The following is a 23,487-nucleotide window of genomic DNA, read 5'->3' on the forward strand; positions in this document are numbered from 1 at the left end:
TTTTTCTTCGGGCAGGCTGTGTCATAGAGCCTTCCCGGGCCTTAAGGCAGCCACATACCAGTCCATGGCCTCTTCAAGGCCTTGCCCGATGCGATGGGTGGGCAGGTATCCCAGAAGGCGCTCTGCCTTGGAGATATCGGCCTGGGAGTGCCGCACATCCCCGGCACGGAAATCCCGATACACAGGCTCGGGCAACACCAGACCCTTTACCCGGACAGACAGGCTCTCCCGGATGGATCCGAAAAGGCTGTTCAAAGAGGTGCGATCCCCCACGGCCACGTTGACCACCTGGCTGAGTTCCCCTTCCAACTTCGCCGTGGCGGCCAGAAGGTTGGCCTGCACCGCGTTTTTCACGTAGCAGAAATCCCGACTGGTCTCCCCGTCCCCGTTGATGTAGACGGGCTCCCGGTTGAGGCACGCGGCAATCCATTTGGGAATCACCGCGGCATAGGCGCCCTCGGGGTCCTGGCGGGGGCCGAACTGTTCAAAGTGACAACGAAGCCCCACCGAAGCCGTACCGTAGGTTCGGGCAAAGACATCGGCGTAAAGCTCGTTGACATACTTGGTGACCGCGTAGGGCGACAGGGGTCTGCCGATGGTCTCCTCCACCTTGGGCAGGCCCGGATGGTCCCCGTAGGTGGAGCTGGAGGCGGCGTAGACAAACCGTTTCACCCGGCTGTCCCGGGCCGCCACCAGCATGTTGAGAAACCCGGTGTTGTTGCTGGCATGGGTGGCCACGGGGTCTTCGATGGAACGGGGCACCGAACCCAGGGCGGCCTGGTGCAGGACATAATCCGCACCCCGGCAGGCGGCAAGACAGGTCTCCGGGTCAATGATGTCCCCCCGGATCAGGTCGAAGCGGGCCCACTGGGCCTTTGTTACCAGGGACTGCACCTCCCGGAGGTTTGCTTCATGGCCCGTGGAAAAGTTGTCCAGCCCCACCACGTGCTGGTCCAGTTTCAACAGGGCCTCCAGGAGGTTGGATCCAATGGAACCGGGCGAAAGTACAGCCAGGTCCGCGGCGTCCCAGCAAGCTCCTGTTCAAGGCGTTCAAAGGGCGTCATGATCACAGCCTCGCGTCCACCTGGTCTGTGGGAAACAGGTACTTGATGTCAAAGAGAAGGTGCTGCTCTTTGCCCAGGGCCCGGATGGCGTCGATGCCCATATCCCGGAAGGCGTCGTGGGCAACGGCCAAAATCACCGCGTCGTAGCCGCCTTTCACCGGCTCCTTCACCGGAGTGATCCCGTACTCCTCTTCGGCCTCTTTTGCGTCGATCCACGGATCATACACCGACACCTCGGCATGGTACTCGGAAAGCTCCTGGACCATGTCCACCACCCGGGTGTTGCGAAGGTCCGGGCAGTTTTCCTTGAAGGTGAGGCCCATGATAAGCACCGAGGCGCCCTCGACCTGGATCCGCCGCTTGATCATCTGCTTGACCACCTCGGAGACCACGTAGGCGCCCATGCCGTCGTTGATGCGCCTGCCCGCCAGGATAATCTCCGGGTGGTAGCCGATCTCCTGGGCCTTGTGGGTCAAATGGTCAGATCCCCGATGCAGTGCCCCCCCACCAGGCCGGGACGAAAGGGGAGAAAATTCCACTTGGTGCCTGCGGCCTTGAGCACCTCTTCGGTGTCGATGTCCAGACGTTGATGGCAAGCTCGTTGATGAGGGCGATGTTGAGGTCCCGCTGGGTGTTCTCGATGACCTTGGCCGCTTCGGCCACGCGGATGGAGCCCGCCTTGTGGGTCCCTGCGGTGATCACCCTGGCGTAGAGGCCGTCCACGAACTCGGCGGCCTCGGGGGTGGAGCCGGAGGTGACCTTGAGGATGGAGGTCACCCGGTGCTCCTTGTCCCCGGGGTTGATGCGCTCAGGGCTGTACCCTGCATAAAAATCGGTATTCAGGCGCAGGCCCGAGACCTTTTCGATGATGGGCACGCACACCTCTTCCGTGGCCCCGGGATACACCGTGGACTCATAGACCACCACGTCCCCTTTGCTAATCACGCGTCCCGCAAGCTCACTGGCCGCCTCAAGGGGGGTCAGGTCCGGGCGCTTGTTCCCATCGATGGGGGTGGGCACGGTGACGATATACACGTTGCAGGACTTCAGGGCCTCCGGGTCCGACGCATAGGAGAGGCATGTGGCACCGGCCAGCTCTTCCGGGGAAACCTCCAGGGTGGAGTCCTCTCCACCTTGCAGCTCTCGGACACGCGCGTCGTTGATGTCGTAGCCCACCGTCTCAAACAGGCTGCCAAAGGCCACGGCCAGGGGAAGGCCCACATACCCCAGACCAATCACGGCAATCTTCATCTCTTCTTCAGGAATCACGGTTCACCCAGTTCGGTTATGTTGTTGGCATTGTGAAAGGCAAGAATAAGGTTCCTTGCCCTCAGCGTGTATAGACATTAAAGGTCAGGGTAATGCTGTTTTCGTCGTACTCCTGGTCATTCAGGGTCGATCGCCTGAAGCGGTGGCTGCCCTCAAGCCGGGCCACGCCCCACTTCCTGATCTGACGCTGGATCCCTCCCGTCAGGGTGACGGTCACGTCGCGTCGGTCATCTTTTGCCGGGCGATTCTCCTGGTAATCATCCCCCCGCACCTCGCACTGCCCGTCCAGGCTCCATCCCCTGACCGGGAGGTAGCTCCCGGTAACAAGGCCGGTGGCATAGGTGGTAAACCCCGGTGTATCAAAGTCTATATAATCCTCATCGTGGCCAGTTTCAAGGGAGACCGTCAGGCTCCCCCGCGGCCAGGTTTTCTCTATCTCGGCGGTGCCCACCAATGAGAACTCGCAGGTGGTATCCCCGCCTTCTTCATCCCGGATCAGGACCCCTGCACCAAGGTCGTAGCGCCCATGGGGCCACTCCCCGGCCAGCCCGGCATAGGGATTGACGGTCAGGTAATCCGTTCGCCCGTCGCTGGTATACGTGGAGATATCCACCTTGCCGAAGAGGCGCTTGGTGGCGCTCACCGTCTGCTCTACCTCCAGGCTGGCCCATCCCTGCCTGTACGATGCGCTCGTATCGTACCACCCTTTAGCATAGCGCTCAAGGATGGCTGCCCGATGGTCCCCCGCCATTGTCCGAAGGGCGACCTCTCCTTCGGCCTCACGGCTGTCCTCGGAAACGCTCCTGCTGTCGTAGTCCAGGGAGCGGCCGGTACACGTCACATCAAAAAATTCATCCCGCCCTGTTTTCCGGTGCACCGTAAGGCTTGACGAGAGGTTTGTAACGGGCAGGCGTGAGGTCCCCTCCACGGGCTGCTGGTCCGAGGTCCCCTCTTCGCTGCGCTCCAGACGGGTGTTAAACAAAAGGTCCACACGCCTGGAGAGGTCCGCAGCCACCTCCAGGTCCGCTTCATGGCCCGCCTGATCGAGTTCCGGGTTTTTCCGGTACCAGGTATAACTCGGCCGGTAGGAAAGGGTGGCGGAGTGCCGGTGTCCGCCATGGGCTACATCCATCCAGGGCAGCAGCCTGAACAACACATCAGAGCTCCCGCCGGAGGGTTCAAGAAAGAGGTTGTCGTTGTACTCCACCTGGGAGGTGACCCCCACCTGAATCTCGGCCCAAGCCACTGGCCCAATCCACGCCCCGGCCGTCCAGAGCACGGCAGCCAGGAGAGCACGGGTAAGTACCGACCATCTCACGGGACCACAATGGTGTCGTCCGCCTGGATGACGAGGTTGCCCTTGAGGTCTTTTCCCGAGATGATGTCGAGGTAATTAACGGGAATCACCGTATCCTTTCCCTCCCCCCGCCTGAGCACGAAGATCTCTTTTTTCCTGGCCCACTCGGTGAAGCCTCCGGCCAGGGCAAAGGCCTGGAGCACGGTGAGTTCCTTGGTCAAAGCGTATTCCCCGGTCTGGGCAATCTCTCCCAGGATATAGAACCGACGGCTCCGTGCCTCCTTGAGAAGCACCGTCACCACAGGAGACTCGATGTACTTGCGCAGGACAATCTCCAGGTGGGCCTTGAGCTGGCGTGGGGTCTGGCCCTGGGCCCGGATGTCGTTGACCAGGGGCAGGGTGATCTTCCCGTCCAGGCGGACCACGATGTTTTCCACCGTAAAATCCGGTTCCTTCCAGACCAGGACATCAATAACATCCCCATAGCCCAGGGTATAGTTTTTCTCCTCGTCCTTGCCTTTCGGGGCCGCAAAAACCGTTTTTCCGGCCGTTGACGCCATCATCAGCACCATCATCATCACCGCCACAAGCCGACCACAAGACATAGCTTCGCCCCTCGGGTTACATGCCCCGCTTTTTTTCCCCGTTTTGTCGCGTCACCATCATCTTCAAACCAACCGCCTGACTGCTCCTCTTCCGATACGGCCCCGTGGCTGCCCGCTACCGGGCGCCCACCCCAAAAAGGACCGTTCGGATGGTGCGAAACACAATGACCACGTCCATGAAAATGCTCATGTTCTTGATGTAAAAGAGATCGTAGTTGAGTTTTTCCATGGCATCTTCCACGGAATCCCCGTACTCGTAGCGCACCTGGGCCCACCCGGTGACCCCGGGACGGACTATGAACCGCTCCGCGTAATAAGGTACCTGGGCTTCCAGCTGCTCCACGAAGTGCGCCCTCTCGGGACGGGGGCCCACAAGGCTCATGTCGCCTTTCAGCACATTGAAGAGCTGGGGAAGCTCATCGATCCGCCATTTTCGGATAAATCTGCCCACCCGGGTCACCCGGGGGTCTTCCCGGCTGGCCCACACCGGTCCGCTCAGGGCCTCGGCGTTCTCCACCATGGACCTGAACTTGTAGAGTCTGTAGGGTTTGTGCCGAATCCCCAGGCGATCCTGAGAAAAAAAGATCGGGCCCGGGGAATCCCATTTGATAAAAGGGCAGTCACCAAAATCAGGGGAGAAAAAAAGAGCAGGAGCGCCACAGAGGCCACCAGGTCTTCCAGGCGCTTGACCATGTTTCGGACCCTGCTTTTTCTGAAGCCGTTGGAAAAAATCAGCCAGGTGGGATTGATGGAGGAGACGAGGAATTTTCCCGTGAGCATCTCATAAAAGGTGTTTCCTTCCACCACGTCGATGCCGCTGACCCGGCACAGCAGGAGCTCGTCAATGGGAAAGTTGCCCCGTTTCTCTTTCAGGGCCACCACGATGCGCTTAACACCGTTCTCCCTGGCACGGACCGCCAGGCCCCGACAGGTGTCGATCTGGGGGGCCTTCACCGACGAAATCCCATCCAAAGGACGCGGCGAAATGATTCCCTTCACACAATACCCGCAGTCGATCTCGGTCTCTGTCTCCCGGCAGATATCGATGGCCAGGTCGCCGTCCCCGATGATGTAGATACTCTGGCTCAGCACACCGGACTTGAGCAGGTAAACATAGAAAAACCGCCAGATGGACAGGATGGTCACCACCACCGGAATGTAGATAAAAAAGAAGCGCGTGCCGATGATGGCCTGGCTGAACGCCGCATAGAACAGCGCCAGCAGGATCATGGCCGCGCCAAAGGATTGAAACAACTTAAAGGCAAGGTCCGTGTACCCTTTTGTGTCTTTCAGGCTGTAAATGTTGTTGCAGTAAAGACAAAAAATACAGGTGGAAACCACAAGGCCCGCCTTGAGGGAGAGACCCGAAAGGTCCCCTGCCCCCTGCCCCTCAACAAACAGGGACGAGGCCAGCAGGATACACAGGTAAAGGAGCACGCTTTCAAGGGCAATCAAAAACAGGTTGCGAATGGTATAATACCTTCTGAACACTTCAATCATGTCAATCCACATCCACCATCTATGATCCGTTGATTCGTAAGACAGCCCCGATGGTATTAAGGATGGGGAATGTCACTTGGGAACCCGCAGGCCCCTTGCCGGGAGAGTTCATGGGAACACGACCCGGCCAAAACCATAAGGAGAGAATTTGTACTTCCCGGTGCAAAGGGCTTACCCTTCTCCGCTGCCGCTTTTTCCATAAGGGTAATGGGTCCTGTAGCCGTACCCCACGCCAAAGGGGATCCTCAGTTGGGCAGGACAATGCCCACCACCCGGGAGCGGTCCAACCGCTCCAACAAATCCGCCACGGACTTTTTGGGCGTCTTGTCGTTTCGCACCACCACGATGATTCCATCCACATGCTTGGCCAGGGCAATGGTTTCCGGCGCAAACAAGGGCGGCGGAGAATCGATGATCACGTACCGGTCCTCATAACGTCCCCGGACCTCACCAATCATGCGGGTCATGGTGGAGGAGGTAATCAGCTCCGACGGGTTAGGCACACCTCCCCCCGCCGGAAGGACGGATAGTTTGTCAATGTCGGTATGATAGATCACCTCTTCCAGGGTGCATCGGTGATTCAGGTAGTAATCCAGCCCCGGAGCCTGGGGGGACAGGGAAAAATAGGCGGCCATGGAGGGGTGCCTCATGTCGCTGTCCACCACGAGCACATGATTGTCCATGCTGCCGGCAATGGAGGCCGCGATGTTGGCGGCCACAAAGGTCTTGCCCTCCCCCGGAACCGCGCTTGTCACAAGGAGCGTCCGTATCTCGCGGCCGTCGGCCGGGAACATGATGGAGGTCTTGACTGCCCGAAACTGCTCCGCCCCGAACCCCCAGGGGTCGAACCGGGCCACCAGCGTTCCGGGCCCCCCGCCGCCCTGCCCCGCCCCCTTGCGGGGAACTGCTTTCCGAAATATGCCCATGGGCTCACCCCTTGATGTATGCCAGACAGAGAAACACCCCCAGAAGAGAAACCGCCATGGCACCTCCGGACAGGGGAACGATGCGCTTCCAGAAGAGGGTTCGACCCCGCACCGGGCCGGCTACTTCCGGGATGGTGGCAATCACCGGCACCGACGTCGCAGACTCCACGGCACGGACCCCTCGAAAGGTCTGGAAGAGAAACTCCAGGAGCCCCACCACCCCGCAGCCAAGCCCCAACCCTGCCGCCAGGACAAAGAGCACGATTTTCTTCATGTCGGGCTCCACGGGTTTTTGCGGCACCCGCGCCGGGTCGATGATGCGAAACTGCTCGCCCTTCTGCTTCTTCTCCATGTTGACGGCAATCTGGGCCTCCAACTGACGCCCCAGAAGAGAGTGGTAGGCGCTGCGGATGTTCTCGTAATCCCGCTGTAGGGAGAGAAGCTCCTGCTCCCGTCGAGGGGTGTCCTCCACCCTCTTTTTGTACACCCCGATCTGGGCCTTTAGCTGTTTGACCTCTTTTTCCTCGGCGGCCAGCTCGGCCAGGATCTCCTGTTTCTGGCGCTCAATCATGGAGAGGCCCCGGGGCCTTGCCGCCGCCTCCGGCGGGATGTCTCCTTTCGAGGCTTCCTCGGGCTCTGTGGGCTGCTGCTCCAAGGCGGCAATGGCCGCTTTGAGCCGACGGACATCCGGATGCCGCGCCGTGTAGCGTTCCAGCCCCACACGCAATTCCTCTTTGAGTCGATCCAGCTCACTGGCCGGAGGGCCTGCGCCGGGGTCCCCGGCCGACACGGGGCCATTGCTGATCTTCTGGCGAACGGCATCCAGCCGGAGTTTCGTTGCCCTGACCTCATCACGTGCATGGGGAAGGCGCTCACTCAAGGAGGCCAGGATGCGCAGGTTGCTGTTGAGCTGCTCCGGCAATCCCCCCATGTACCGTTCACGGTACTCCTTGAGTTCCGTCTCGGTCTTGACAAGCTTCTTGCGCATGGCCTCCAGCTCATCCTCCAGAAAGGAGTTGGTTCCCAGCACCTGGGTTTCCCTGAGCTTCAGGTTCTCATCGATGATGTAGGACGCAAGGGACTGGGTAATCTTGGTCACACGCACGGGATCGGTGCCCTTGTAAGTAACGGCAAAGGAATCCGCATTGCGATTTCGCCCGTTGGTTACCTTAAATGAGATGCGACGACGAAGGGTATCGATCTTGTCTTCCATATACATGTCTTTTGACTCATCACTGGAAAACAGATTGAATTCGTCGATAACTTTTTCAAGATTTGTTCGGCTTTTAATGCGTTGAGACAGTGTACTGACACGTGTATTGATGTCTTCAGCGATGATATTTCGCACGACATCCGATGGCAATCTCTGCGGCTGAACCAGAATCACCGTACTGGCCACATAATACCTCTGGGAGCTGTAAATAAGATAAATCCCCGCCAGGGCGGCCATCGTAAGAGGGATCAGCAGGATCCAGTACCACTTGACTACCATTCCTGCGATAAACTCAAAATCAATATTGATATTACTACTCGATTCCCCCATCAAACCCCACACATAGTCATAGTAGAAGACAATATCGAGTACATGAAGATTAACTTATATACCCATGCGAACAGCATGCGTCAACAGATTTAAAAAATACAATATGTTATTACCTGTCAAGGATCACAGCAACACGATCTTGACGAAAAGCCTTTTTTACTCTTGCCACAGAGTGTTTTTTCATCTATTAATAACTCCTTAATTTTACATTTCTGGTTCTATTACGACACAGCAAAAACTTGGGAATAACGTCTTTAGACAGACCAGAGACACCGATTCGTATCGCCCCCCCATCGGTGCCTTGAGTCTCAGGGCTCGAGCCGGGTGCGGAGCGGTCACAAAACGACCGCACAGACGAAGAGACATGTCGGTAATCACGTCACGCCCCCAACGCACCTTAATCTTTTCAAAGCAAGCAGTTACAATCTGGCATATCACAAAACGTGATGCCGAACCTTTACATTCCCCGGGGTGACACCATGAGCACCATCCTCGTCGGGGTTAGCCCCGCCATCAGGAAAATTCGTGATACTGAACCGCATCGCGTCCAACGCCGACCTCAACGTCGTCATCACAGGCGAAACCGGCGTAGGCAAAGAGGTCGTCGCACGATGCCTCCACGAAGCGTCTCCGCGAAATAAAAACGAGTTCGTCAAGGTCAACTGTGCCGCCATTCCGGACACACTCCTTGAAAGCGAACTCTTCGGTACCGAGCAGGGCGCCTACACCGGCGCCCTCAAAACACGGAAAGGCAAGTTTGAACTGGCCGACGACGGGGTCCTCTTCCTGGACGAGATCGGAGACATGACCTTCCACCTCCAGGCAAAGCTCCTCCATGTCCTCCAGAGCGGGGAGTATAGCCGCCTTGGCTCGGAAAGCAGCATGAAATCCGACACCTGGGTTATTTCCGCCACCAACCATGACCTTCGACAGAAAATCAAGACCAAAGAGTTCAGAGACGACCTCTACTACCGCCTGAACATGGTCCGTATCCACATCCCCCCTTTGCGTGAACGCCCCGAGGATATTCCGGAACTGATCCGCCACTACACCAGGGTCTACGATGAAGCATACGCGGATCGGCACATCCCTCCCCTCAGCGGAGACATCTTCGACCGATTCTGCCGGTTCTCCTGGCCCGGCAATGTCAGGCAACTTTTGAGCACCCTGAAGCGGGTCCTGCTCATCGGCTGTGACGAAACTTATTAGTGAAATTCTTGACGAGGAGTCTCCCCACATCAACGGGTCCTCGCCGCCGCCCATGGTGAGCAACCTCCTGGGCCAGATCAGTGACCTCACGGAGAAATCGCCTGATGATTTGGCTGATTTCTCACTCAAGGTAGTAAAGCAAAGCGCTGTTGACATCGTTGAAAGAGAGGCCATTTCGCAGATTTTAAACATGACGAACTGGAACAGGACCCGCGCATCAAAAATCCTTAAAATCAGCTACAAAACCCTGCTGACAAAAATCGGGCAGCTCAACATCACCAGGCCGCAGGATGCGCAAGGGTAAGAAAAATCAAAGGGGGATCAAAAAGGCGGGAAAGGGTGTGCACAAAAAAACGCAATGGTAGTTGCCGGGACACCAAAGGGTAACCGGTACACACCATCAAATGGCAGGAAGCCAGCCACCCGTGCGGGCAGCATGACTCGGCTCAGGGAATCGAGGGGCGGGGGACCGCCCCTGCCGAAGAACAGTTCGCCTCTTCGGGCAGGGACTCGCTTTCAGCCCTCCGGTCGCCTCCTTTTCGACGCTCCGGGTAGTACCTGTCGTAGGAATACACTCGTCTGTCCACTGTCATCCGTCGTTCGACGGGAACCTCAGGGCCTGAATCAACCACCGTCACCTCCTGTAAAGGGATCGGTTTGTCGGGCATCCGGGCCATGGATCTGGCGTTCCGCCCTGCTTCTGTATACGGCACGCCACCCACATTTTAAGCCCGGGCACGGATCTCAGCGATCACCGTGCGCATGGAGTCGGCGCAGACATCCAGCTGGGCACGCTCCTCATCGTTCAGGTCAAACTCAAACACCTTGTGGGCCCCCCGCTCCCCGATGGAGACAGGAAGGGAGAGGGCCATGTCCGAATAGCCGTACTCTCCGTCGATAATCACGCTCAAGGGAAAGATGTGCTGCTTGTTGTGAAGGTGGGACTCCACGATCTGGGTCACCTTGGTGGCTGCGGCAAAAAACCCGCTGCGGGTCTTTAAACGTTTCACGATGTCCCCGCCCCCATGTTTCACCAGGGTGATGAGACGCGCCTCATCGTCGGCGGAGAGATGCTCCCTCACCGGGGTGCCTCCCACATCGGCCCGGTTTACAAGGGGGATCATGTTGTCGTCATGGGTCCCGATAACCGTGCAGTTCACGGCCTCACGGGAGACGTTGAGGTGCTCGGCAAGGAAAAACCGAAACCGCATGGCATCCAGGGCACACCCGAGGCCCGTCACCTTCATCTTGGGCCACCGCTCTTTCAGGGCCCAGGTCAGAACATCCACGGGGTTGCTGGTGACGTGGACAAAGGCATCCGGCGCCAGGGTCATCACCACCTCCCCGATCTCGTACATGATATCAAGGTTCTGGTACAGAAGGTCCAGGCGCGTCATGCCTTCGGCCCGCTTGCCACCGGCGGTGATCACCACCACGTCCGCCCCTTCCATCTCTCCTAAGGATCGGCACCCCGTCACCTTGGAGTCAGATCTCCAATAGGGAAGGGACTGGTTGATATCCATGGCCTGCCCCACGGCAAAATCTTCCAAAATATCGTACAGGTAGATATTCCCCAGTTGTTTTGTGGCCATAAAAGCTGCGGCGGCGGAGCCGACATTGCCTGCCCCGGCGATAAAAATCTTGCGTACGGTCATGGAGTCCTCCTCACACGGTATTGCGGGTGGGAAATGCATGATGCACTGGCGTGGATGTCACGGAAGAAGAAAGGGCAACACATCCGGCATGGGGACAGGCGCGGCGGGGAAAAAAGCGTACGGGAAAAGAGGCGAATCAGCCGGACAAGGGCTCGGGCGGCTTAAGGGGGCATGCCCCCTAAGTCAACGGCCCGGACAAAGACGGCGCCCGAAGAAGACGCCGTATTTATTTATAATATCAATCGGATTTTTGATCAATCTTTAATCGGAACCGGGAAGGGAGGTTACTGCTGCACCAGCTGGAGCTCCACCTTCTGGTTGAGGATGGATTCGGCGATGGAGCGGAACTGGGGGGTATAATCGGAGACATAAAACCGATCACACCCACGACGACTGCCACCCTTGTCCCGCCACTCCGGGTGAGCGTCCACAAAGGCCTTCACCTGGCGGGCCACGGCCGCGCCGGAGTTGATGATGGTGACCCGTTTCCCCGCCTTCTGCTTGATAATGGGCTCCAGCATGGGGTAGTGGGTGCACCCCAGGATCAGGGTGTCGATCTGACGGACCCGCAAGGGGTGGATGTAGCTCTTGACGATCCTTCGGGTTTCAGGGCGGTCGAACCACCCCTCCTCCACAAGGGGAACAAGAAGGGGACAGGGGTTGGAGTGCACCGACGCGTCGGGCCGCATCTCCTTGATACGGGTTTCATACACCTTGCTGGTGATGGTTCCGCGGGTCCCGATGACCCCGATCTGCCCCTTTTTCGAGGCGGCAAGGGCCTGCTCCACAGCCGGAGTTACCACTTCAAACACAGGCACGTCATAGGCTTCCCGGATGGCCGCAGGGGCCACGCTGGAGGCGGTGTTGCAGCCCACCACGATCATCTCCGCACCCATTTCAATAAGAAAGCGGGTGTTTTCAAGGCTGTACCGCACAACGGTCTCCCGGCTCTTGCTGCCGTAAGGGGTGCGGGCGGTATCGCCAAAGTAGATCATCTCGTGACCGGGCAGAAGTTCTTTCAGGGCACGACAGGTGGTTAGCCCACCGATGCCCGAGTCAAAAATACCAATCATAATAGTTAAAACGCCTGTGTTTCATGCTGAAGGGTCCACCGGTGTCGGCCATGGCCCTGCAAAGGTTGTGAATTGGACACCGTTTGGTATACTCCGCAGTGTCAGCGAAGTGAGGCCCCCCGAAGGAGTCCCCGCTTCCGGTCATGCACACATTTTTCCACAAGGAGGTCCCATGCACATGGACCAGAAAATATTTACCCTCGGCCTCCCCACGGAGACCGTCTCGTGCTACCTGCTCCTCACCGGCCTGGCCGACCAGGAGCTTCCCCTGACCCGCCCTGAGGTGACGCGTCTCTGGGCCGGGGATGGCCCGGGGCTTGATGCGGCCCTTGAAGAGCTTGAACGCCGCGGCATCATAGCCGTTTCCAAAACGACCGAAGACCCTTTACGCCTTCTGCCCCCTGAGATGTGGCGAGATTGACCCCACCTCGTGCCTGGCCTCGTTGAGCTTTTCCTGCTCCCCGCAGACAATGCGGCGAATCACCTCGTGGGGAAACCCTTTGCGGATCCCCGGGCAGGCATCGGCCATGAGGTCCCAGTTGGAGGGAACCCGGGCCACGGCGTCGATAAAGGGCCAGGCCCTGCACATGCGGGGCTTGACTGAATGAATCGTGCAGTTGTCTTTAAAAAAAACACACTTGCCGTCTTTGCCTGAGGCGATAACCGGCATGCCGTCCACGATCTGGCAGCGGGTGGCCACGAACTCCTCGGGGGACACGCCGATGAAGGCGGCGATGCGCTGCACGTCCTCCTCCGTCATGTAAGTGCCCCCGAAGCCTGTGCAGCATTCGCCGCACTGGGTGCACTCGAAAATATCTTCGCTTGTGGTGCTACTATGTGTCATGTCGCGTCTCCATGGCCCGTTTCAGGGTCACCTGATCCACATATTTCAAATCCCCGCCCATGGGCACCCCGGAGGCAATGCGCGTCACCCGCACCGACAGGTGATGCAGCTGCTCCGCAATGTAGGCGGCGGTGGCCTCCCCTTCCACATTGGTCCCCGTGGCCAGGATCACCTCCACGGTGCCCTCGGCCTTGACCCGGTTGAGGAGCTCTGCGATACGCAGATCGTCCGGACCGATATCATCCATGGGAGACAAAGCCCCCTGGAGGATGTGATAGGTCCCCGCGTACCCGCCGGAGGTCTCGATGGCCGCCATGTCGGCCGGCTTCTCCACCACACAGATACGGGACTGGTCCCGACCCGTATTGGCGCAGACAGGACAGTGATCGGACTCTGCAAGGGCAAAACAGCGGCGACAGAGCCTCACCCGGCGCTTGACCTCGGCGATGCTGCCTGCCAGGAGGTCTGCTTCGCGGTGCGGTGCCTTCAGGATATGAAGGGCCAGTCGTTCGGCACTTTTACGGCCGATCCCCGGCAAACGGGCGAGATTGTCGATAAGCTGCTTCAACGAGGCTGGATAATGATTCATGCTGGACCTGGGAATGGGTGCAAAGCAAAACGCACGGCCCGAAATCAGCGTGCCGGAGGAATCCCTCCGGCAGCCCGGGACAACAAAGCAGGGTAAATAACTACATCAGGCCGGGAATATTCATCCCGCCAGTTACCTTGCTCATCTTTTCGTTGACGATGGCCCCCACCTTGGTCAGGGCATCGTTGACGGCTGCGGCCACCATGTCCTGAAGGATCTCCACATCTTCGGGATCCACCACTTCGGGGTCGATGGTGACGGAGAGCACTTTCTGTTTGCCGTTGGCGACATGACCACGCCGCCCCCGGCGGTGCCTTCTGCGGTGAACTGATCCATCTCGTTTTGAAGCTTCATCATCTTGGCCTGCATCTTCTGGGCCTGCTTCATCATGTTACCCATGCCTTTCATGGTCTTCCTCCTTAATGATGTTGACATCCACCTTGCCCCCGAAGACCCGAATGGCTTCGTGAATCACGGGGTGCTCCTTTGCCTCGGTCACGATACGGTCGTTCCCGTGGCGCCCCCCGGAATGGGTCTCTTCTCCGGCAATGATGGTGTGTAAAGTCACGTCCATCTCCGAGCCGAACCAGGCCCGGATCTCATCTTCCAACTCTTTTTTCTTGCCGTTCTTGAGTCGCCCCACGGCAAAACGGTTGGCGGTGATTTCGATCTCAATACTCTTTCCCGCCACTTTTTTCAAGGCGCTTTTGGCCAGGAGCGGGGCCAGCGAAGGCCGATTTTTCCGCAAGTCATCAAGAAATGCCCCCCAGGCCTTTTCCGGGGAATCCGAGGGGTTCCAGGCCGGCGATGGCCCCGGGGCCCCGGACGACGCGGGCGCTGCCCCACGGTCAGGCACCGGCGAGGGCGGCTGCTGTGGCGCGTGTTGAGGTGCCTGCTGTGGCGCTTGCTGCGATGCCTGCGGTGGTACCTGCTGCTGCGCTTGCTGCGATGCCTGCGGTGGTATCTGCTGCTGCGCTTGCTGCGAGGGCTGTGGCGATACTTGCTGCGGCGCCTGCGGTGGTGCCTGCTGCGGCTGTTGCTGCGATGCCTGTGGCGATATTTGCCGGGGCGCCTGCTCGGACACTGCCGGAGCCGAGCCACTCAAAGGCGGCTGATTTCGGACCGGGGCGACCGGTTCGGGGGTGACGGGTGCCGACTTGGCCGAAGGGGCTGCAGGGGGCGCCGGGGCATAGGCTGCCCGTGTTTCGGAAACCCCGCCCCCGGAAGGCCCGGAAGGACCCGAAGGCGCAGGGGGACCGCCGCCGTTTTTCTGCAGGGTGTCGATCTTTCGGATCAGGGCATCGATGGAAAGGGCATCGGGCACCTGAAGAATTTTGATCAGGGCCAGCTCCAGGGCCATCTTGGGGGCGGCGGCATAGCGCACGGCCGACTCTTCGGCCAGGAGCACCTCCAGGGCCTTGGTGAGAAACCCACGGGTTGAAGACTGGGCCATGGCCCCCATGGCAGCCATCTCTCCGTCGGGAAGGTCCAGCACCTCGGGGCCGGCCACCTCAAGCACCAACAGGTTCCGTAAGGTCTGGGTGAGGCTGGAAAAGAGGCGTCGCAGGTCGTTGCCCTGGATATAAAACCGGTTCACGGCCGAGAGAACGGCCCCGCCGTCCCGCCGGATCAGGGCCTCGGTCAGGGCCATGACGTCGCTGGTTTCCACGGCCTGGGTGGTCAGGAACGAGTTCATCGGTAGCGGCCGTCCACGGCGCTGCCAATGACCTGGTCGAGGATGCTGAGGGAGTCCCTCACAGAGCCCCCCGCCTCCACGGTGATAAGATCTAGGCTCTCGTCGGGAACGGAAACGTTCTCCAGGGAGCTGAGCTTTTGAAGGTGCGCCTTGAGGTCACGGTGTGAGACGCGCCGCATGTCGTGGCGCTGACAGCGTGACAGGATGGTCACCGGGATCTTGTGCACCTCGGTGGTGGCGAACATGAACAGGACATGGGGAGGGGGCTCCTCCAGGGTCTTGAGCAGGGCGTTAAAGGCCGCCGTGCTGAGCATGTGCACTTCGTCGATGATGTAGATCTTGAAGGGGCTGTAGACGGGCATGTAGCTGACGTTGCTGCGCAGCTCCCGCACCTGCTCCACGCTGTTGTTGGAGGCACCGTCGATCTCGAAGACATCGGCGGAGCTTCCCTGGGTGATCTCCCGACAGGAACGGCAGGAGTTGCAGGGGTGAGGAGAACCGGTCTCCCGCCTGCCGGAGCAGTTCATGGCCTTGGCCAGGATGCGCGCCACCGAGGTTTCCATGCCGGGGGCCGGAAAAGAGAAATCGTCATCACGCTCGGCGGAAATGGCATGGGTCAGCGTGGTGGTGACGTGGGACTGCCCCACCACATCGTCAAAAAGCTGGGGTCTGTATTTTCGGGCAAGGACAAGATAGGACATGGTGACCGGTTCTCCCTGCCGGCCGAAGACCGGTTCCGGACCGGAACGCGGGCAAGGTGCCGGCGTGTCATCAAATCAGCCGCGGCCTGGTGCCGCCTTAAAAGCCCCACAACACGTATGGGGTCACTACCAGGGATGAAACCATAAAACGATGGGCACTGCAAGCGCCCCGTGCATCCCGTTGCCGCCGCGGGCAAGGCAAAGGGCCAAAACGAAAAAAACAGGCGCCCCACGTCCGTTGCTGGCAAGGAAGTGGTGAAAACCTGTTCACTGTTGGCGGCCCTTTGATTCAGGCACAAGGGGTAGTGGCGGAGAGGGAGAGATTCGAACTCTCGGTACCTGTTACAGCACACACGCTTTCCAGGCGTGCACCTTCAGCCACTCGGTCACCTCTCCGCATATTACCCTTATGTCTGGCGCTCACTCTTACCGACCAGGCCGGTGGGAAGCGCCGCGCTCATCGAGCAGCGTGTTGTTGAACACTGCCCCAAAAGCGAGAGAAGATTTACGTCATCCCCCTCCCTTTGTCAAGGGGTTTTCTCACACTTTTCAGGGGTCCCCGAAAAAGGCTTTGCCAAGCCTGCCGGCCCCCCATCCGGGGCTCTTCCACAACGCCCCGGGATAACGCATCATCCAATCACGCGCCCCTGTCCACGTAATTGGGACCCGCCACCATCAGGTTGTTGGGCATCACCGACTGAATGGTCTCCATCTTGCTTCCAAAGAGCAAATCACGGATCAGTCCGTGACCGTAGGCCCCCAGGACCAGGAGACTGTCATGGGGCACTTCAAAGAGGTTTTCTTCGAACTTGCCGCCAAAAAACAGGAGCCAGTCATCCACATAGGCGGACATATCATCCCCCAGACCGCTCTCCACTATCACTTTCTCGTAATCGTCCCGGGTCTTGCCGCCCTCCACCTGGGTAAAGAGCCTGAGCTTCATACCGGTCTTGCGGGCAATGCGGGCCCCCAAGCGAAGAGCATTGACCGCGTTTTTGGAACCACCGAAAAAAACCGTGATGCTGTTCCACTTACGAAAGGAGGGGCTGGTGATAAGCACGGGAAAAAAAGCCGACCGGATGATGCGCCTCACCCGCGAGCCGATGAACCCCAGCCCGATCTTGCTGGTCAGGTCGCTGATGCTGCGCGGACAGCACATGAAATCAAAATCCACGGGGATGTCCGGCAAAGTGGAGGCCGTAAAGTTCTTGGCCTTGAACACCCCGGGCTCAAGCCCCTCCTGCTCGGCCAGCTCCCGGGCATGCTTTTCGGCCGTCTCCGGGGCGGTGAGGTAGGAGCTGTCCAGATCCACCTGGACCACGTCCCGCTCGAAATACATCAGAAACTTGGTGTGCTTGGGCACATACACCACAGGCGACGCCCCCATGAGGCGACAGAAGTAGAGTGACTGAAGAAAGGTCTCCCGCCCGGTGGGCGTGTTCCGGAAAATGTGAAAAAGTTGAGTGTCCATGTCGGTCTCCTACCCGTATCACGCGTTATCGGTGGTTTGCACCATCAGCTCTTTTCGGTATTTGTCAAGGAGGGTGGCCTTGGAGATCATCCCCACGAACCGCCGGTTTACCACCAGGGGAATGGTAAAAAGCCCCTGGGTGTCCATGGTGTGCAGGACCTCTGTCAGCTCATCCCCGTAGGCCACGGTGGCCACCTTCCGGTCCATGATCTGCTCCACCACCACGGCATCGTACATGATGGTGTCAAAGAGGTAGGGCCGCACCCTGTCGAGGTCCACCATGCCCAGGAAATCACCGCTGCCCGGGTCTTCCACGGGAAAATGGTTGCGGGTGGAGCGTTTGACCACCTCCACAAACTCCCTTAAGGTCATATGAGGCGTCACGGCCAGGCAATCCTTTTCGATGAGTTCGCCCAGGGAAAGATCGTTGAGCACCCGGGCATCGGTGCCGGGACGCAGAAGCTGACCCCTGTCCACCAGATCCTTCATATAAAAGGAGGCGGGCTCAAAGTAGTGGGTGATGGTGGTGGAAACAGCAGAGACCACGATGAGGGGCAGAATCACCTCGTACCCCCCGGTGATCTGCACAATAAGAAAAATGCCGGTGAGGGGAGCCTGAAGGATCCCACTGATGAGCCCGGCCATGCCCAAAAGGGCGAAACAGCCCTCCCCCACCAGGGGAATGGAGGGCCAGAGCAGGGTCACGCCCCGGTAAAAGGCCAGACCGGTAAAACTGCCCACCACAAGGGAGGGAGCAAAAATCCCGCCGGAGCCCCCCCACCCCAGGGTCAGGGAGGTAGCCAGGATCTTGGCAAAAATGGCAATGGCCGCCAGCTGAAAGGCGCCGTTGTAGGCCCCCACGATCATCTCACGGATGGCGTGGTACCCTTCCCCCTGCACATCGGGGAAGACCAGCCCCAGAAGCCCCACCAGACAACCGCCCACGGCCGCCCGCCCCCATTTGGGGAGCTTGACGTGGGAAGAAACCCCGTGCATGGACCGCAGAGCCCGGGTGAGAAGGATGGAAAAGAGGGCCGTGGCCAGGCCCAGCCCGGCTGCCGCCACCGTATCGGCGACACCGATATCAAAACCGGTATGGCTGAAGGCAATCTGGTTGCCGTTAAAAAAGCGACTCACCTCGGTGCCTGCCACCGCGGCAATGGCGATGGGCACGATGTTTACCGTGGACCACTCGCCCAGCACCACCTCCAGCACAAACACCAGGCCGGCGATGGGGGCGTTGAAGATGGAAGAGATGGCACCGGCCGCCCCGCACCCCACCAGGGTGACGCGCTGACGGTCGTTCAGATTGAACAGCTTGGCGATATTGGAGCCGATGGCTGCCCCGCTCATCACCACCGGGGCCTCAGGACCTGCAGAGCCGCCGCTGCCGATGGTCAGGCAACTGGAGATCAGGCGGGAGATACTGGAGCGCAGCCTCAGGAGCCCACCGTAGCGGGAGACGGCATAAATCACCTCCGGCACACCGTGGCCGGCCCCCTCCTTCATCACGTAATCAAGGTAAATGGCAGAGACGGCCGCACCGATCCCGGGCAGCACAAAGGCCCAGGGGTAGTCCTTCAGGTGATGCACAAACTCCATCATCGCCTCAAGGCTCCGGTTCAGGGCCAGGGCCGCCAGCCCGCTTGCAATCCCCACCATCACGCCGGCCACCATCAAAATCAACCGATCATCCGACTGAATACGCGGCAATTTCGACGGAAGTCTACACAGCCTTTTCAGCATTTAAAAGATCCCCAAAAAAAGTTCGGAAACGGGTTCCCGACGATAAACAAGAAAAGCGCCCCGGTGTCACGACGCAAAAAAGCCTTGAAAAACGCCTGGTTCGGACACACTGCGGCATCGGGTTCCAACCCGTCCGCAGGGTCTCCGGGCCAGGGGTTCTCCCGGCTGGATTCTAAAGCACTGTCGGTACCGAACCGACACCGCCGGACTAACAGATTCCACCCCCGTTGTAAAGGGGACCCCATCCCCCTTTTTTGCCGGAACCTCGGGCTCCTCCAAAGCCCTCTTAAAGCCTGGTCTCGAACTCCGCCACTTTTTCCAGGAGGGCCGCCTCCGAAGGCACGCTCTCCAGGAATCGCAAAAATGCGGGTTCCCGCACACAAAAGGAGATTTTGGACAGCAGCTGCAGATGGGTCCCCACATCGGGACTCAGGATCAGGAAGAGCACGCGCACCGGCAGGTCGTCCACGGCATCAAAATCAACGGGATGCTTCAAAAAAAAGGTGGTGATGGACGGAACCCTGCAGGCGTCCATGGGCGTTCTCGGGTGGGGCAGGGCCACGCCGCGCCCCACGCCGGTGGAGGCCAGGCGCTCCCGCTCGTCAAGGAGATGAAAAAGAGCGTCCCGCTCCCCCTCACCGAAACCCCGCACCGAGGCGGTCATGTTCTTGAGAACCGAAGGAACGTCGTCGCCATCAAGATCGAAAACCACCCCACCCCGCTCTATGGCCTGGGAGAGAATCACCGCCTCACGGGTATCGCCCGCGGGCGAGGACGGCTCCTTGAGCACAAAGGAGGTGTTGTGCTTTCCGGCCCAACTTTTAAGGGTCGCAAAGCTGAAAGAGCACTCTGCCCCGCTTTTCTTTACAGGGATGCGCCCCTGTCGAATCCAGCGTTCCAGGGTATCCCGCGGCAGGTCCATGGCCTCGGCAAGCTCATCCAATCTCAATTTCATATCCGTCACCACAAAAAAACGTCAAAAACAGGGCCGACCGACGGTCCGGGAACACGTTTTCCCCGACGCGCCGTCGTCCCGGCGATATTTTAAAAACTTCGTATTCTATCCGATAGAAATTGAGAGTTCAACCGCAATCATGGACAGGGACAGGGTGAACGCATTCAGAAACCAGCAAAAAGGGGCTACCTGTAAAGGCCTCCGCTCAGGGCGCGGGCGATGTAGGTACGCTCGTAGGTAATTTCCACCCGGCGGTTCTTGGCACGGCCTTCAGGGGTCCGGTTGTCGGCCACCGGTCGGTAGTGAGCAAAGCCCTGGGCCTTAAGCTGGGAAGGGTCGATCCCCATGGAGATCAGAAAGCGCACCACGCTTGTGGCGCGGCGGGTGGAGAGCTCCCAGTTGGAGTCGTCGTTGCGCCTGGCCATGGGCAGGGCATCGGTGTGCCCCGACACAGTGACCGGGTAATGGAACTGGGCCAACACCATGGCCACCTTCTCCATAACGATGCGCCCGTCCTCGGAGAGGCGGGCCTCACCTGGCCCGAAGATGACCATGTCCGCGATGGTTATCACCGCGCCGTCTTCGGTCTCCTCCACCCGCACCTGGCCGCCGAGCTTGTTGAACATAATCAGCTCTCGCACATCGCTGACGATCTCCTCCATCTCCTTCTGGACCATCCCGCCCAACTCGTCCACGGCATGGGCCTGGGGATCGGTGGTGTCGGTACCCGGATCCATCCTCAATCCTTCACGGGTGCCGGTCTCGGGGACCTGCTGCACGCCAAGGGCGGATTTCAGGGACTGGACAAGTTCCTTGAAGGTCTCTTCCTGAATGGTGCTCATGGCAAACAGCAGCACAAAAAAACACATGAGCAGGGTGACCAGGTCGGAGAAGGTGCACATCCATTCAGGGGCGCCGCCCCCCTCTTCGTCATCCCCCCCGATGGGGGCCGGAGGGTTGAGGGCCGGGGCCGTCTCCTCTTCGCCTGCGCCGGTGCTGTTTTCTTCAGCCATGGTCTACTCCTCTTTGGCGGCTTTTCCGCCCCCTGCCGTCAGGTAGACGTTGAGCTTGTCTTCCATGAGCCTGGGGTGTTCTCCTTCGCGGATGGAGACCACGCCCTCGTAGAGCAGGGTCATGTTCATGATCTCCTCTTCACTGCGAAGCTTCAGCTTGTCCGACATGGGAATGAAAAACAGGTTGGCCATCAGGGCGCCGTAAAAGGTGGTGATCATGGCCACCGCCATTTTGGGTCCGATGGATGAGGGGTCGTCGAGGTTGGCCAGCATCTGCACCAGGCCGATGAGGGTGCCCACCATGCCGAAAGCCGGTGCATAGGCTCCCATGGAGGCAAGGACCGAGTAACCCACCTTGTGCTCCCGGTGGGTAAGCTCCATCCTTTTTTGCATCACCGCGGCGATATCCGAGGTCTTCACCCCGTCCACGGTCATTTGAAGGGCGCTTTTGAGGTAGGGGTCTTCGGTGTTGTTGATGTCCGCCTCGATGGAGAGGAGGCCGCCCTTCCTGGCCTTGTTGGAGATCTCCACCAGGCTCTTCACCAGGTCTTCGGGTTTCTCGATCTTGAACATGAACACCTTGGCCACGGTCTTGAACACGCCAAGGAACTCTTTGAGGGGGTAGGCAATGAGGGAGGAGGCAATGGTCCCCCCAACGACAATCATGACCGACGGCAGGTTCCAGAACAGCATCAGGCTGCTGCCAAGAAGAATACACGCGGCGGTAAAGCCAACCCCGGAAATCACACCTATCAATGAAGCCAGATCCATATCAACCCAACCTATCCCTTTATAAATACAGTCTCTTCCAGGGACTCGATCCGGTTGTAGCGTGCGATCTGCCTGATGTACTCATCCGTGAGGACCGTACCTTCGGGCAGGAGCATGGCTCCCTTGGCTGTATAGATGGCGGATGCGAGGACCATTCCGGGCTTCACATCAAACACACTCATCTCCACACGACCACCGATTTCCGTTTCAGGCTTTCGTCCCAGACACTTGCGCAGACTGTGCACAACCTTGGGGTCGAATCGCGTCCCTGCTTCTTCTTCCAGCCTGTTCAGACGATCTCTTTCGCTGCCGCCCTCGGGCCACGCCGCCAGGGTCTCCCAGGCATCTGCAACAGAAATGATCCGCGATGCAAGGGGAATGGCCTCTTTTCTCAGGCCACCGGGGGTCCCGCTCCCGTCAAGATATTCAAACAGGTGGCGGACAATGCGGGCCGTCTCTTCCAGCCCTTCCACACCGGCCAGGATCTTGCCGGCACGCTCGGGGTGCCGGGAGAGAAAATCAGCTTCCGACTCGGTGTGGTCCAGGGGGTTCTTTCCGGCAAGTTCCTCCGACACGAAGAGCAGCCCCAGTTCGTGGAGCCGTGCGGCCCGTTCCAGCTCGCGGCGTTTGTCGCCGTCGAGTCCAAGCTCGTCGGCCATGGCCAGTGCCAGGCGGGTCACATCCGCACCGTGCCCCTTTTTGAATGAAGGCCGCGCATCCAAAACCGATGCCAGCAGCCCCACACAGGTTTCCAGAGTCTTTGCAGCCCTGGCTTCCATGGTGTCGGCCCGCTCCACGGCTTTTTGCCGCTCTCCCACAAGTGAAGCCACCTGCTTAAGGGCCCCGGACAGGGCCTCCCGTTCACCGGCGAGCTCCTCCTTGAGCTCTGCCAGCCTGGCCTCCAGGGTGTCGCGGTTCCGGAGTTCGTCTTTGAAAAAAGTATCGGCTTTTTCAGCCTTCTCCTTTAGCCCTTTTATCCGCAGGAGGGTCCCGATGCGGGCCACGAGTTCATCGCGGGAAAAGGGTTTGACCAGATACTCGTCGGCACCGGCCCCCAGGCCCGCCACCACATCCCTTGGCTCCACGTCAATGCCGGAGACCAGCATGAAGATCACGTCCCCAAGGGTCTCGGATGCCCGCACCCTGCGACAGAACTCCAGGCCGTCCATGCCGGGCATGGCCACATCGCTGATGATGAGGTCCGGCATGAAATCCAAAGCCACCTCCAGCCCCTCCTCGGCATCGCCTGCGGTCTTGAGGCTGTAGTTCTCCCCTTCCAGAAACCGGGTGTAGATCTGGATCAGGTCCTGATCATCATCCACGTACAAAATTTTCGCCGTATCCATTTTTTCCATGCCTTCCGCCCTTTGGCCCGAACACGTACCGGGCACGCCTCCCCCTTCATGTTGTCCGTCACGCCTCGCGTGGCCATCCGTTCTGATACCGAATGCATTCCTCTTGATCGGCCAAACCGGCCCCGAAGTTAAAGCCATTTTCGTCTTTTCTCTCCCCGTCCCACCCGGGAAAAGCTGAGACAGCACGATCCGCGGCCCTCCTTCG

26 protein-coding genes, 1 tRNA gene and 2 pseudogenes are annotated in these 23,487 nt (G+C 59.2%); 3 read left to right on the plus strand and 26 right to left on the minus strand.

What is annotated here, in order from left to right:
• Positions 1 to 21 precede the first annotated feature (21 nt).
• The 10 genes and pseudogenes from ACOYW1_RS21540 to ACOYW1_RS21585 form a co-directional block, all read right to left on the minus strand.
• Positions 22 to 963, minus strand: a complete 942-nt coding sequence (locus ACOYW1_RS21540) for an NAD-dependent epimerase/dehydratase family protein (RefSeq protein ID WP_482419681.1) — start codon at positions 961 to 963, stop codon at positions 22 to 24.
• 103 nt (positions 964 to 1,066) lie between these two features.
• The gene (locus tag ACOYW1_RS21545; RefSeq protein WP_482419682.1) at positions 1,067 to 1,540 is read right to left on the minus strand and encodes a UDP binding domain-containing protein; all 474 of its coding nucleotides are present in this window, start codon (positions 1,538 to 1,540) and stop codon (positions 1,067 to 1,069) included.
• 4 nt (positions 1,541 to 1,544) lie between these two features.
• Positions 1,545 to 2,333: a nucleotide sugar dehydrogenase gene (locus ACOYW1_RS21550; RefSeq protein ID WP_482419683.1), complete on the minus strand. Its 789-nt coding sequence runs from the start codon at positions 2,331 to 2,333 to the stop codon at positions 1,545 to 1,547.
• A 61-nt stretch (positions 2,334 to 2,394) separates the two neighbouring features.
• Complete coding sequence (locus tag ACOYW1_RS21555) at positions 2,395 to 3,651, minus strand: outer membrane beta-barrel protein (protein ID WP_482419684.1); 1,257 nt, start codon at positions 3,649 to 3,651, stop codon at positions 2,395 to 2,397.
• Positions 3,648 to 4,235: a polysaccharide biosynthesis/export family protein gene (locus ACOYW1_RS21560; protein WP_482419685.1), complete on the minus strand. Its 588-nt coding sequence runs from the start codon at positions 4,233 to 4,235 to the stop codon at positions 3,648 to 3,650. Before ACOYW1_RS21560 ends, ACOYW1_RS21555 begins: the two co-directional genes overlap by 4 nt.
• A 115-nt stretch (positions 4,236 to 4,350) precedes the next feature.
• Positions 4,351 to 4,845, minus strand: coding sequence for a sugar transferase (locus ACOYW1_RS21565; RefSeq protein ID WP_482423789.1), 495 nt, complete (start codon positions 4,843 to 4,845; stop codon positions 4,351 to 4,353).
• The gene (locus ACOYW1_RS21570) at positions 4,731 to 5,735 is read right to left on the minus strand and encodes a nucleoside-diphosphate sugar epimerase/dehydratase (protein ID WP_482419686.1); all 1,005 of its coding nucleotides are present in this window, start codon (positions 5,733 to 5,735) and stop codon (positions 4,731 to 4,733) included. The genes ACOYW1_RS21565 and ACOYW1_RS21570 overlap by 115 nt, the downstream gene beginning before the upstream one ends.
• Positions 5,736 to 5,980: 245 nt before the next feature.
• A complete protein-coding gene (locus tag ACOYW1_RS21575) occupies positions 5,981 to 6,661 on the minus strand; it encodes a CpsD/CapB family tyrosine-protein kinase (protein WP_482419687.1) in 681 nt (226 codons plus the stop codon).
• Positions 6,662 to 6,665: 4 nt separating this feature from the next.
• A complete protein-coding gene (locus tag ACOYW1_RS21580; RefSeq protein WP_482423790.1) occupies positions 6,666 to 7,874 on the minus strand; it encodes a GNVR domain-containing protein in 1,209 nt (402 codons plus the stop codon).
• 51 nt (positions 7,875 to 7,925) lie between these two features.
• Positions 7,926 to 8,204 (minus strand): annotated as a pseudogene (locus ACOYW1_RS21585) (Wzz/FepE/Etk N-terminal domain-containing protein); the annotation flags it as partial.
• A 525-nt stretch (positions 8,205 to 8,729) separates the two neighbouring features.
• On the opposite strand from ACOYW1_RS21585, the gene ACOYW1_RS21590 reads away from it, so the two are divergent.
• Together ACOYW1_RS21590 and ACOYW1_RS21595 are read left to right on the plus strand one after the other, a co-directional pair.
• The gene (locus tag ACOYW1_RS21590) at positions 8,730 to 9,413 is read left to right on the plus strand and encodes a sigma 54-interacting transcriptional regulator (RefSeq protein ID WP_482419688.1); all 684 of its coding nucleotides are present in this window, start codon (positions 8,730 to 8,732) and stop codon (positions 9,411 to 9,413) included.
• 52 nt (positions 9,414 to 9,465) lie between these two features.
• Positions 9,466 to 9,717, plus strand: a complete 252-nt coding sequence (locus ACOYW1_RS21595; protein ID WP_482419689.1) for a helix-turn-helix domain-containing protein — start codon at positions 9,466 to 9,468, stop codon at positions 9,715 to 9,717.
• Positions 9,718 to 9,859: 142 nt separating this feature from the next.
• On the opposite strand, the gene ACOYW1_RS21600 is transcribed toward ACOYW1_RS21595, so the two are convergent.
• From ACOYW1_RS21600 to murI, 3 genes are all read right to left on the minus strand, one after another.
• Entirely contained in the window at positions 9,860 to 10,045 is a 186-nt protein-coding gene (locus ACOYW1_RS21600) for a hypothetical protein (protein ID WP_482419690.1), read from the minus strand.
• Positions 10,046 to 10,138: 93 nt separating this feature from the next.
• Entirely contained in the window at positions 10,139 to 11,068 is a 930-nt protein-coding gene (locus ACOYW1_RS21605) for a malate dehydrogenase (protein WP_482417743.1), read from the minus strand.
• Between the two features lie 284 nt (positions 11,069 to 11,352).
• Positions 11,353 to 12,141: a glutamate racemase gene (gene murI, locus ACOYW1_RS21610; RefSeq protein ID WP_180139590.1), complete on the minus strand. Its 789-nt coding sequence runs from the start codon at positions 12,139 to 12,141 to the stop codon at positions 11,353 to 11,355.
• 178 nt (positions 12,142 to 12,319) lie between these two features.
• Here murI and ACOYW1_RS21615 point away from each other — a divergent pair, with 178 nt between their 5' ends.
• Positions 12,320 to 12,562, plus strand: coding sequence for a hypothetical protein (locus ACOYW1_RS21615; protein WP_482417744.1), 243 nt, complete (start codon positions 12,320 to 12,322; stop codon positions 12,560 to 12,562).
• On the opposite strand, the gene ACOYW1_RS21620 is transcribed toward ACOYW1_RS21615, so the two are convergent.
• From ACOYW1_RS21620 to ACOYW1_RS21680, 13 genes and pseudogenes are all read right to left on the minus strand, one after another.
• Complete coding sequence (locus ACOYW1_RS21620; RefSeq protein WP_482419691.1) at positions 12,527 to 12,985, minus strand: YkgJ family cysteine cluster protein; 459 nt, start codon at positions 12,983 to 12,985, stop codon at positions 12,527 to 12,529. The two genes, ACOYW1_RS21615 and ACOYW1_RS21620, sit on opposite strands and share 36 nt — an antisense overlap.
• Positions 12,975 to 13,574 carry a recombination mediator RecR gene (gene recR, locus ACOYW1_RS21625; protein WP_482417746.1) on the minus strand — a complete coding sequence of 200 codons (600 nt, stop codon included), beginning with the start codon at positions 13,572 to 13,574 and terminating at the stop codon, positions 12,975 to 12,977. The genes ACOYW1_RS21620 and recR overlap by 11 nt, the downstream gene beginning before the upstream one ends.
• A 100-nt stretch (positions 13,575 to 13,674) precedes the next feature.
• Positions 13,675 to 13,842: a YbaB/EbfC family nucleoid-associated protein gene (locus ACOYW1_RS21630; RefSeq protein WP_482419692.1), complete on the minus strand. Its 168-nt coding sequence runs from the start codon at positions 13,840 to 13,842 to the stop codon at positions 13,675 to 13,677.
• 68 nt (positions 13,843 to 13,910) lie between these two features.
• Positions 13,911 to 14,009, minus strand: a pseudogene (locus tag ACOYW1_RS21635) (hypothetical protein); the annotation flags it as partial.
• Positions 13,966 to 15,270, minus strand: a complete 1,305-nt coding sequence (locus ACOYW1_RS21640; RefSeq protein WP_482419693.1) for a hypothetical protein — start codon at positions 15,268 to 15,270, stop codon at positions 13,966 to 13,968. The gene ACOYW1_RS21640 and the pseudogene ACOYW1_RS21635, both read right to left, overlap by 44 nt.
• Complete coding sequence (dnaX, locus tag ACOYW1_RS21645; protein ID WP_482419694.1) at positions 15,267 to 15,971, minus strand: DNA polymerase III subunit gamma/tau; 705 nt, start codon at positions 15,969 to 15,971, stop codon at positions 15,267 to 15,269. The genes ACOYW1_RS21640 and dnaX overlap by 4 nt, the downstream gene beginning before the upstream one ends.
• 306 nt (positions 15,972 to 16,277) lie before the next feature.
• A tRNA-Ser gene (locus ACOYW1_RS21650) sits at positions 16,278 to 16,367 on the minus strand.
• Positions 16,368 to 16,608: 241 nt separating this feature from the next.
• The gene (locus ACOYW1_RS21655; protein ID WP_482417748.1) at positions 16,609 to 17,442 is read right to left on the minus strand and encodes a universal stress protein; all 834 of its coding nucleotides are present in this window, start codon (positions 17,440 to 17,442) and stop codon (positions 16,609 to 16,611) included.
• Positions 17,443 to 17,460: 18 nt separating this feature from the next.
• Entirely contained in the window at positions 17,461 to 19,104 is a 1,644-nt protein-coding gene (locus ACOYW1_RS21660) for a chloride channel protein (protein ID WP_482423791.1), read from the minus strand.
• A 370-nt stretch (positions 19,105 to 19,474) separates the two neighbouring features.
• Positions 19,475 to 20,143 (minus strand): PTS sugar transporter subunit IIA, encoded by a 669-nt coding sequence (locus ACOYW1_RS21665; RefSeq protein ID WP_482419695.1) that lies wholly within the window; start codon positions 20,141 to 20,143, stop codon positions 19,475 to 19,477.
• A 185-nt stretch (positions 20,144 to 20,328) separates the two neighbouring features.
• On the minus strand, positions 20,329 to 21,156 hold the full coding sequence (locus ACOYW1_RS21670) for an OmpA/MotB family protein (protein ID WP_482419696.1): 828 nt from the start codon (positions 21,154 to 21,156) through the stop codon (positions 20,329 to 20,331).
• 3 nt (positions 21,157 to 21,159) lie between these two features.
• Complete coding sequence (locus ACOYW1_RS21675) at positions 21,160 to 21,927, minus strand: motility protein A (RefSeq protein WP_482417751.1); 768 nt, start codon at positions 21,925 to 21,927, stop codon at positions 21,160 to 21,162.
• Positions 21,928 to 21,938: 11 nt separating this feature from the next.
• A complete protein-coding gene (locus ACOYW1_RS21680) occupies positions 21,939 to 23,282 on the minus strand; it encodes an HD domain-containing phosphohydrolase (RefSeq protein WP_482419697.1) in 1,344 nt (447 codons plus the stop codon).
• Positions 23,283 to 23,487 lie beyond the last annotated feature (205 nt).

The organism is Desulfoluna sp. CYM3A (assembly GCF_056829965.1).

Excerpts from the sequence above, each read along its gene's own strand:
- ACOYW1_RS21560 (WP_482419685.1), bottom strand. The coding sequence starts at position 4,235 with ATGTCTTGTGGTCGGCTTGTGGCGGTGATGATGATGGTGCTGATGATG.
- ACOYW1_RS21570 (WP_482419686.1), bottom strand. The coding sequence starts at position 5,735 with ATGATTGAAGTGTTCAGAAGGTATTATACCATTCGCAACCTGTTTTTG.
- ACOYW1_RS21575 (WP_482419687.1), bottom strand. The coding sequence starts at position 6,661 with ATGGGCATATTTCGGAAAGCAGTTCCCCGCAAGGGGGCGGGGCAGGGC.
- ACOYW1_RS21580 (WP_482423790.1), bottom strand. The coding sequence starts at position 7,874 with ATGGAAGACAAGATCGATACCCTTCGTCGTCGCATCTCATTTAAGGTA.
- ACOYW1_RS21595 (WP_482419689.1), top strand. The coding sequence starts at position 9,466 with ATGGTGAGCAACCTCCTGGGCCAGATCAGTGACCTCACGGAGAAATCG.
- ACOYW1_RS21605 (WP_482417743.1), bottom strand. The coding sequence starts at position 11,068 with ATGACCGTACGCAAGATTTTTATCGCCGGGGCAGGCAATGTCGGCTCC.
- murI (WP_180139590.1), bottom strand. The coding sequence starts at position 12,141 with ATGATTGGTATTTTTGACTCGGGCATCGGTGGGCTAACCACCTGTCGT.
- ACOYW1_RS21615 (WP_482417744.1), top strand. The coding sequence starts at position 12,320 with ATGGACCAGAAAATATTTACCCTCGGCCTCCCCACGGAGACCGTCTCG.
- ACOYW1_RS21620 (WP_482419691.1), bottom strand. The coding sequence starts at position 12,985 with ATGACACATAGTAGCACCACAAGCGAAGATATTTTCGAGTGCACCCAG.
- recR (WP_482417746.1), bottom strand. The coding sequence starts at position 13,574 with ATGAATCATTATCCAGCCTCGTTGAAGCAGCTTATCGACAATCTCGCC.
- ACOYW1_RS21640 (WP_482419693.1), bottom strand. The coding sequence starts at position 15,270 with ATGAACTCGTTCCTGACCACCCAGGCCGTGGAAACCAGCGACGTCATG.
- dnaX (WP_482419694.1), bottom strand. The coding sequence starts at position 15,971 with ATGTCCTATCTTGTCCTTGCCCGAAAATACAGACCCCAGCTTTTTGAC.
- ACOYW1_RS21655 (WP_482417748.1), bottom strand. The coding sequence starts at position 17,442 with ATGGACACTCAACTTTTTCACATTTTCCGGAACACGCCCACCGGGCGG.
- ACOYW1_RS21660 (WP_482423791.1), bottom strand. The coding sequence starts at position 19,104 with ATGGTGGGGATTGCAAGCGGGCTGGCGGCCCTGGCCCTGAACCGGAGC.
- ACOYW1_RS21665 (WP_482419695.1), bottom strand. The coding sequence starts at position 20,143 with ATGAAATTGAGATTGGATGAGCTTGCCGAGGCCATGGACCTGCCGCGG.
- ACOYW1_RS21670 (WP_482419696.1), bottom strand. The coding sequence starts at position 21,156 with ATGGCTGAAGAAAACAGCACCGGCGCAGGCGAAGAGGAGACGGCCCCG.
- ACOYW1_RS21675 (WP_482417751.1), bottom strand. The coding sequence starts at position 21,927 with ATGGATCTGGCTTCATTGATAGGTGTGATTTCCGGGGTTGGCTTTACC.
- ACOYW1_RS21680 (WP_482419697.1), bottom strand. The coding sequence starts at position 23,282 with ATGGAAAAAATGGATACGGCGAAAATTTTGTACGTGGATGATGATCAG.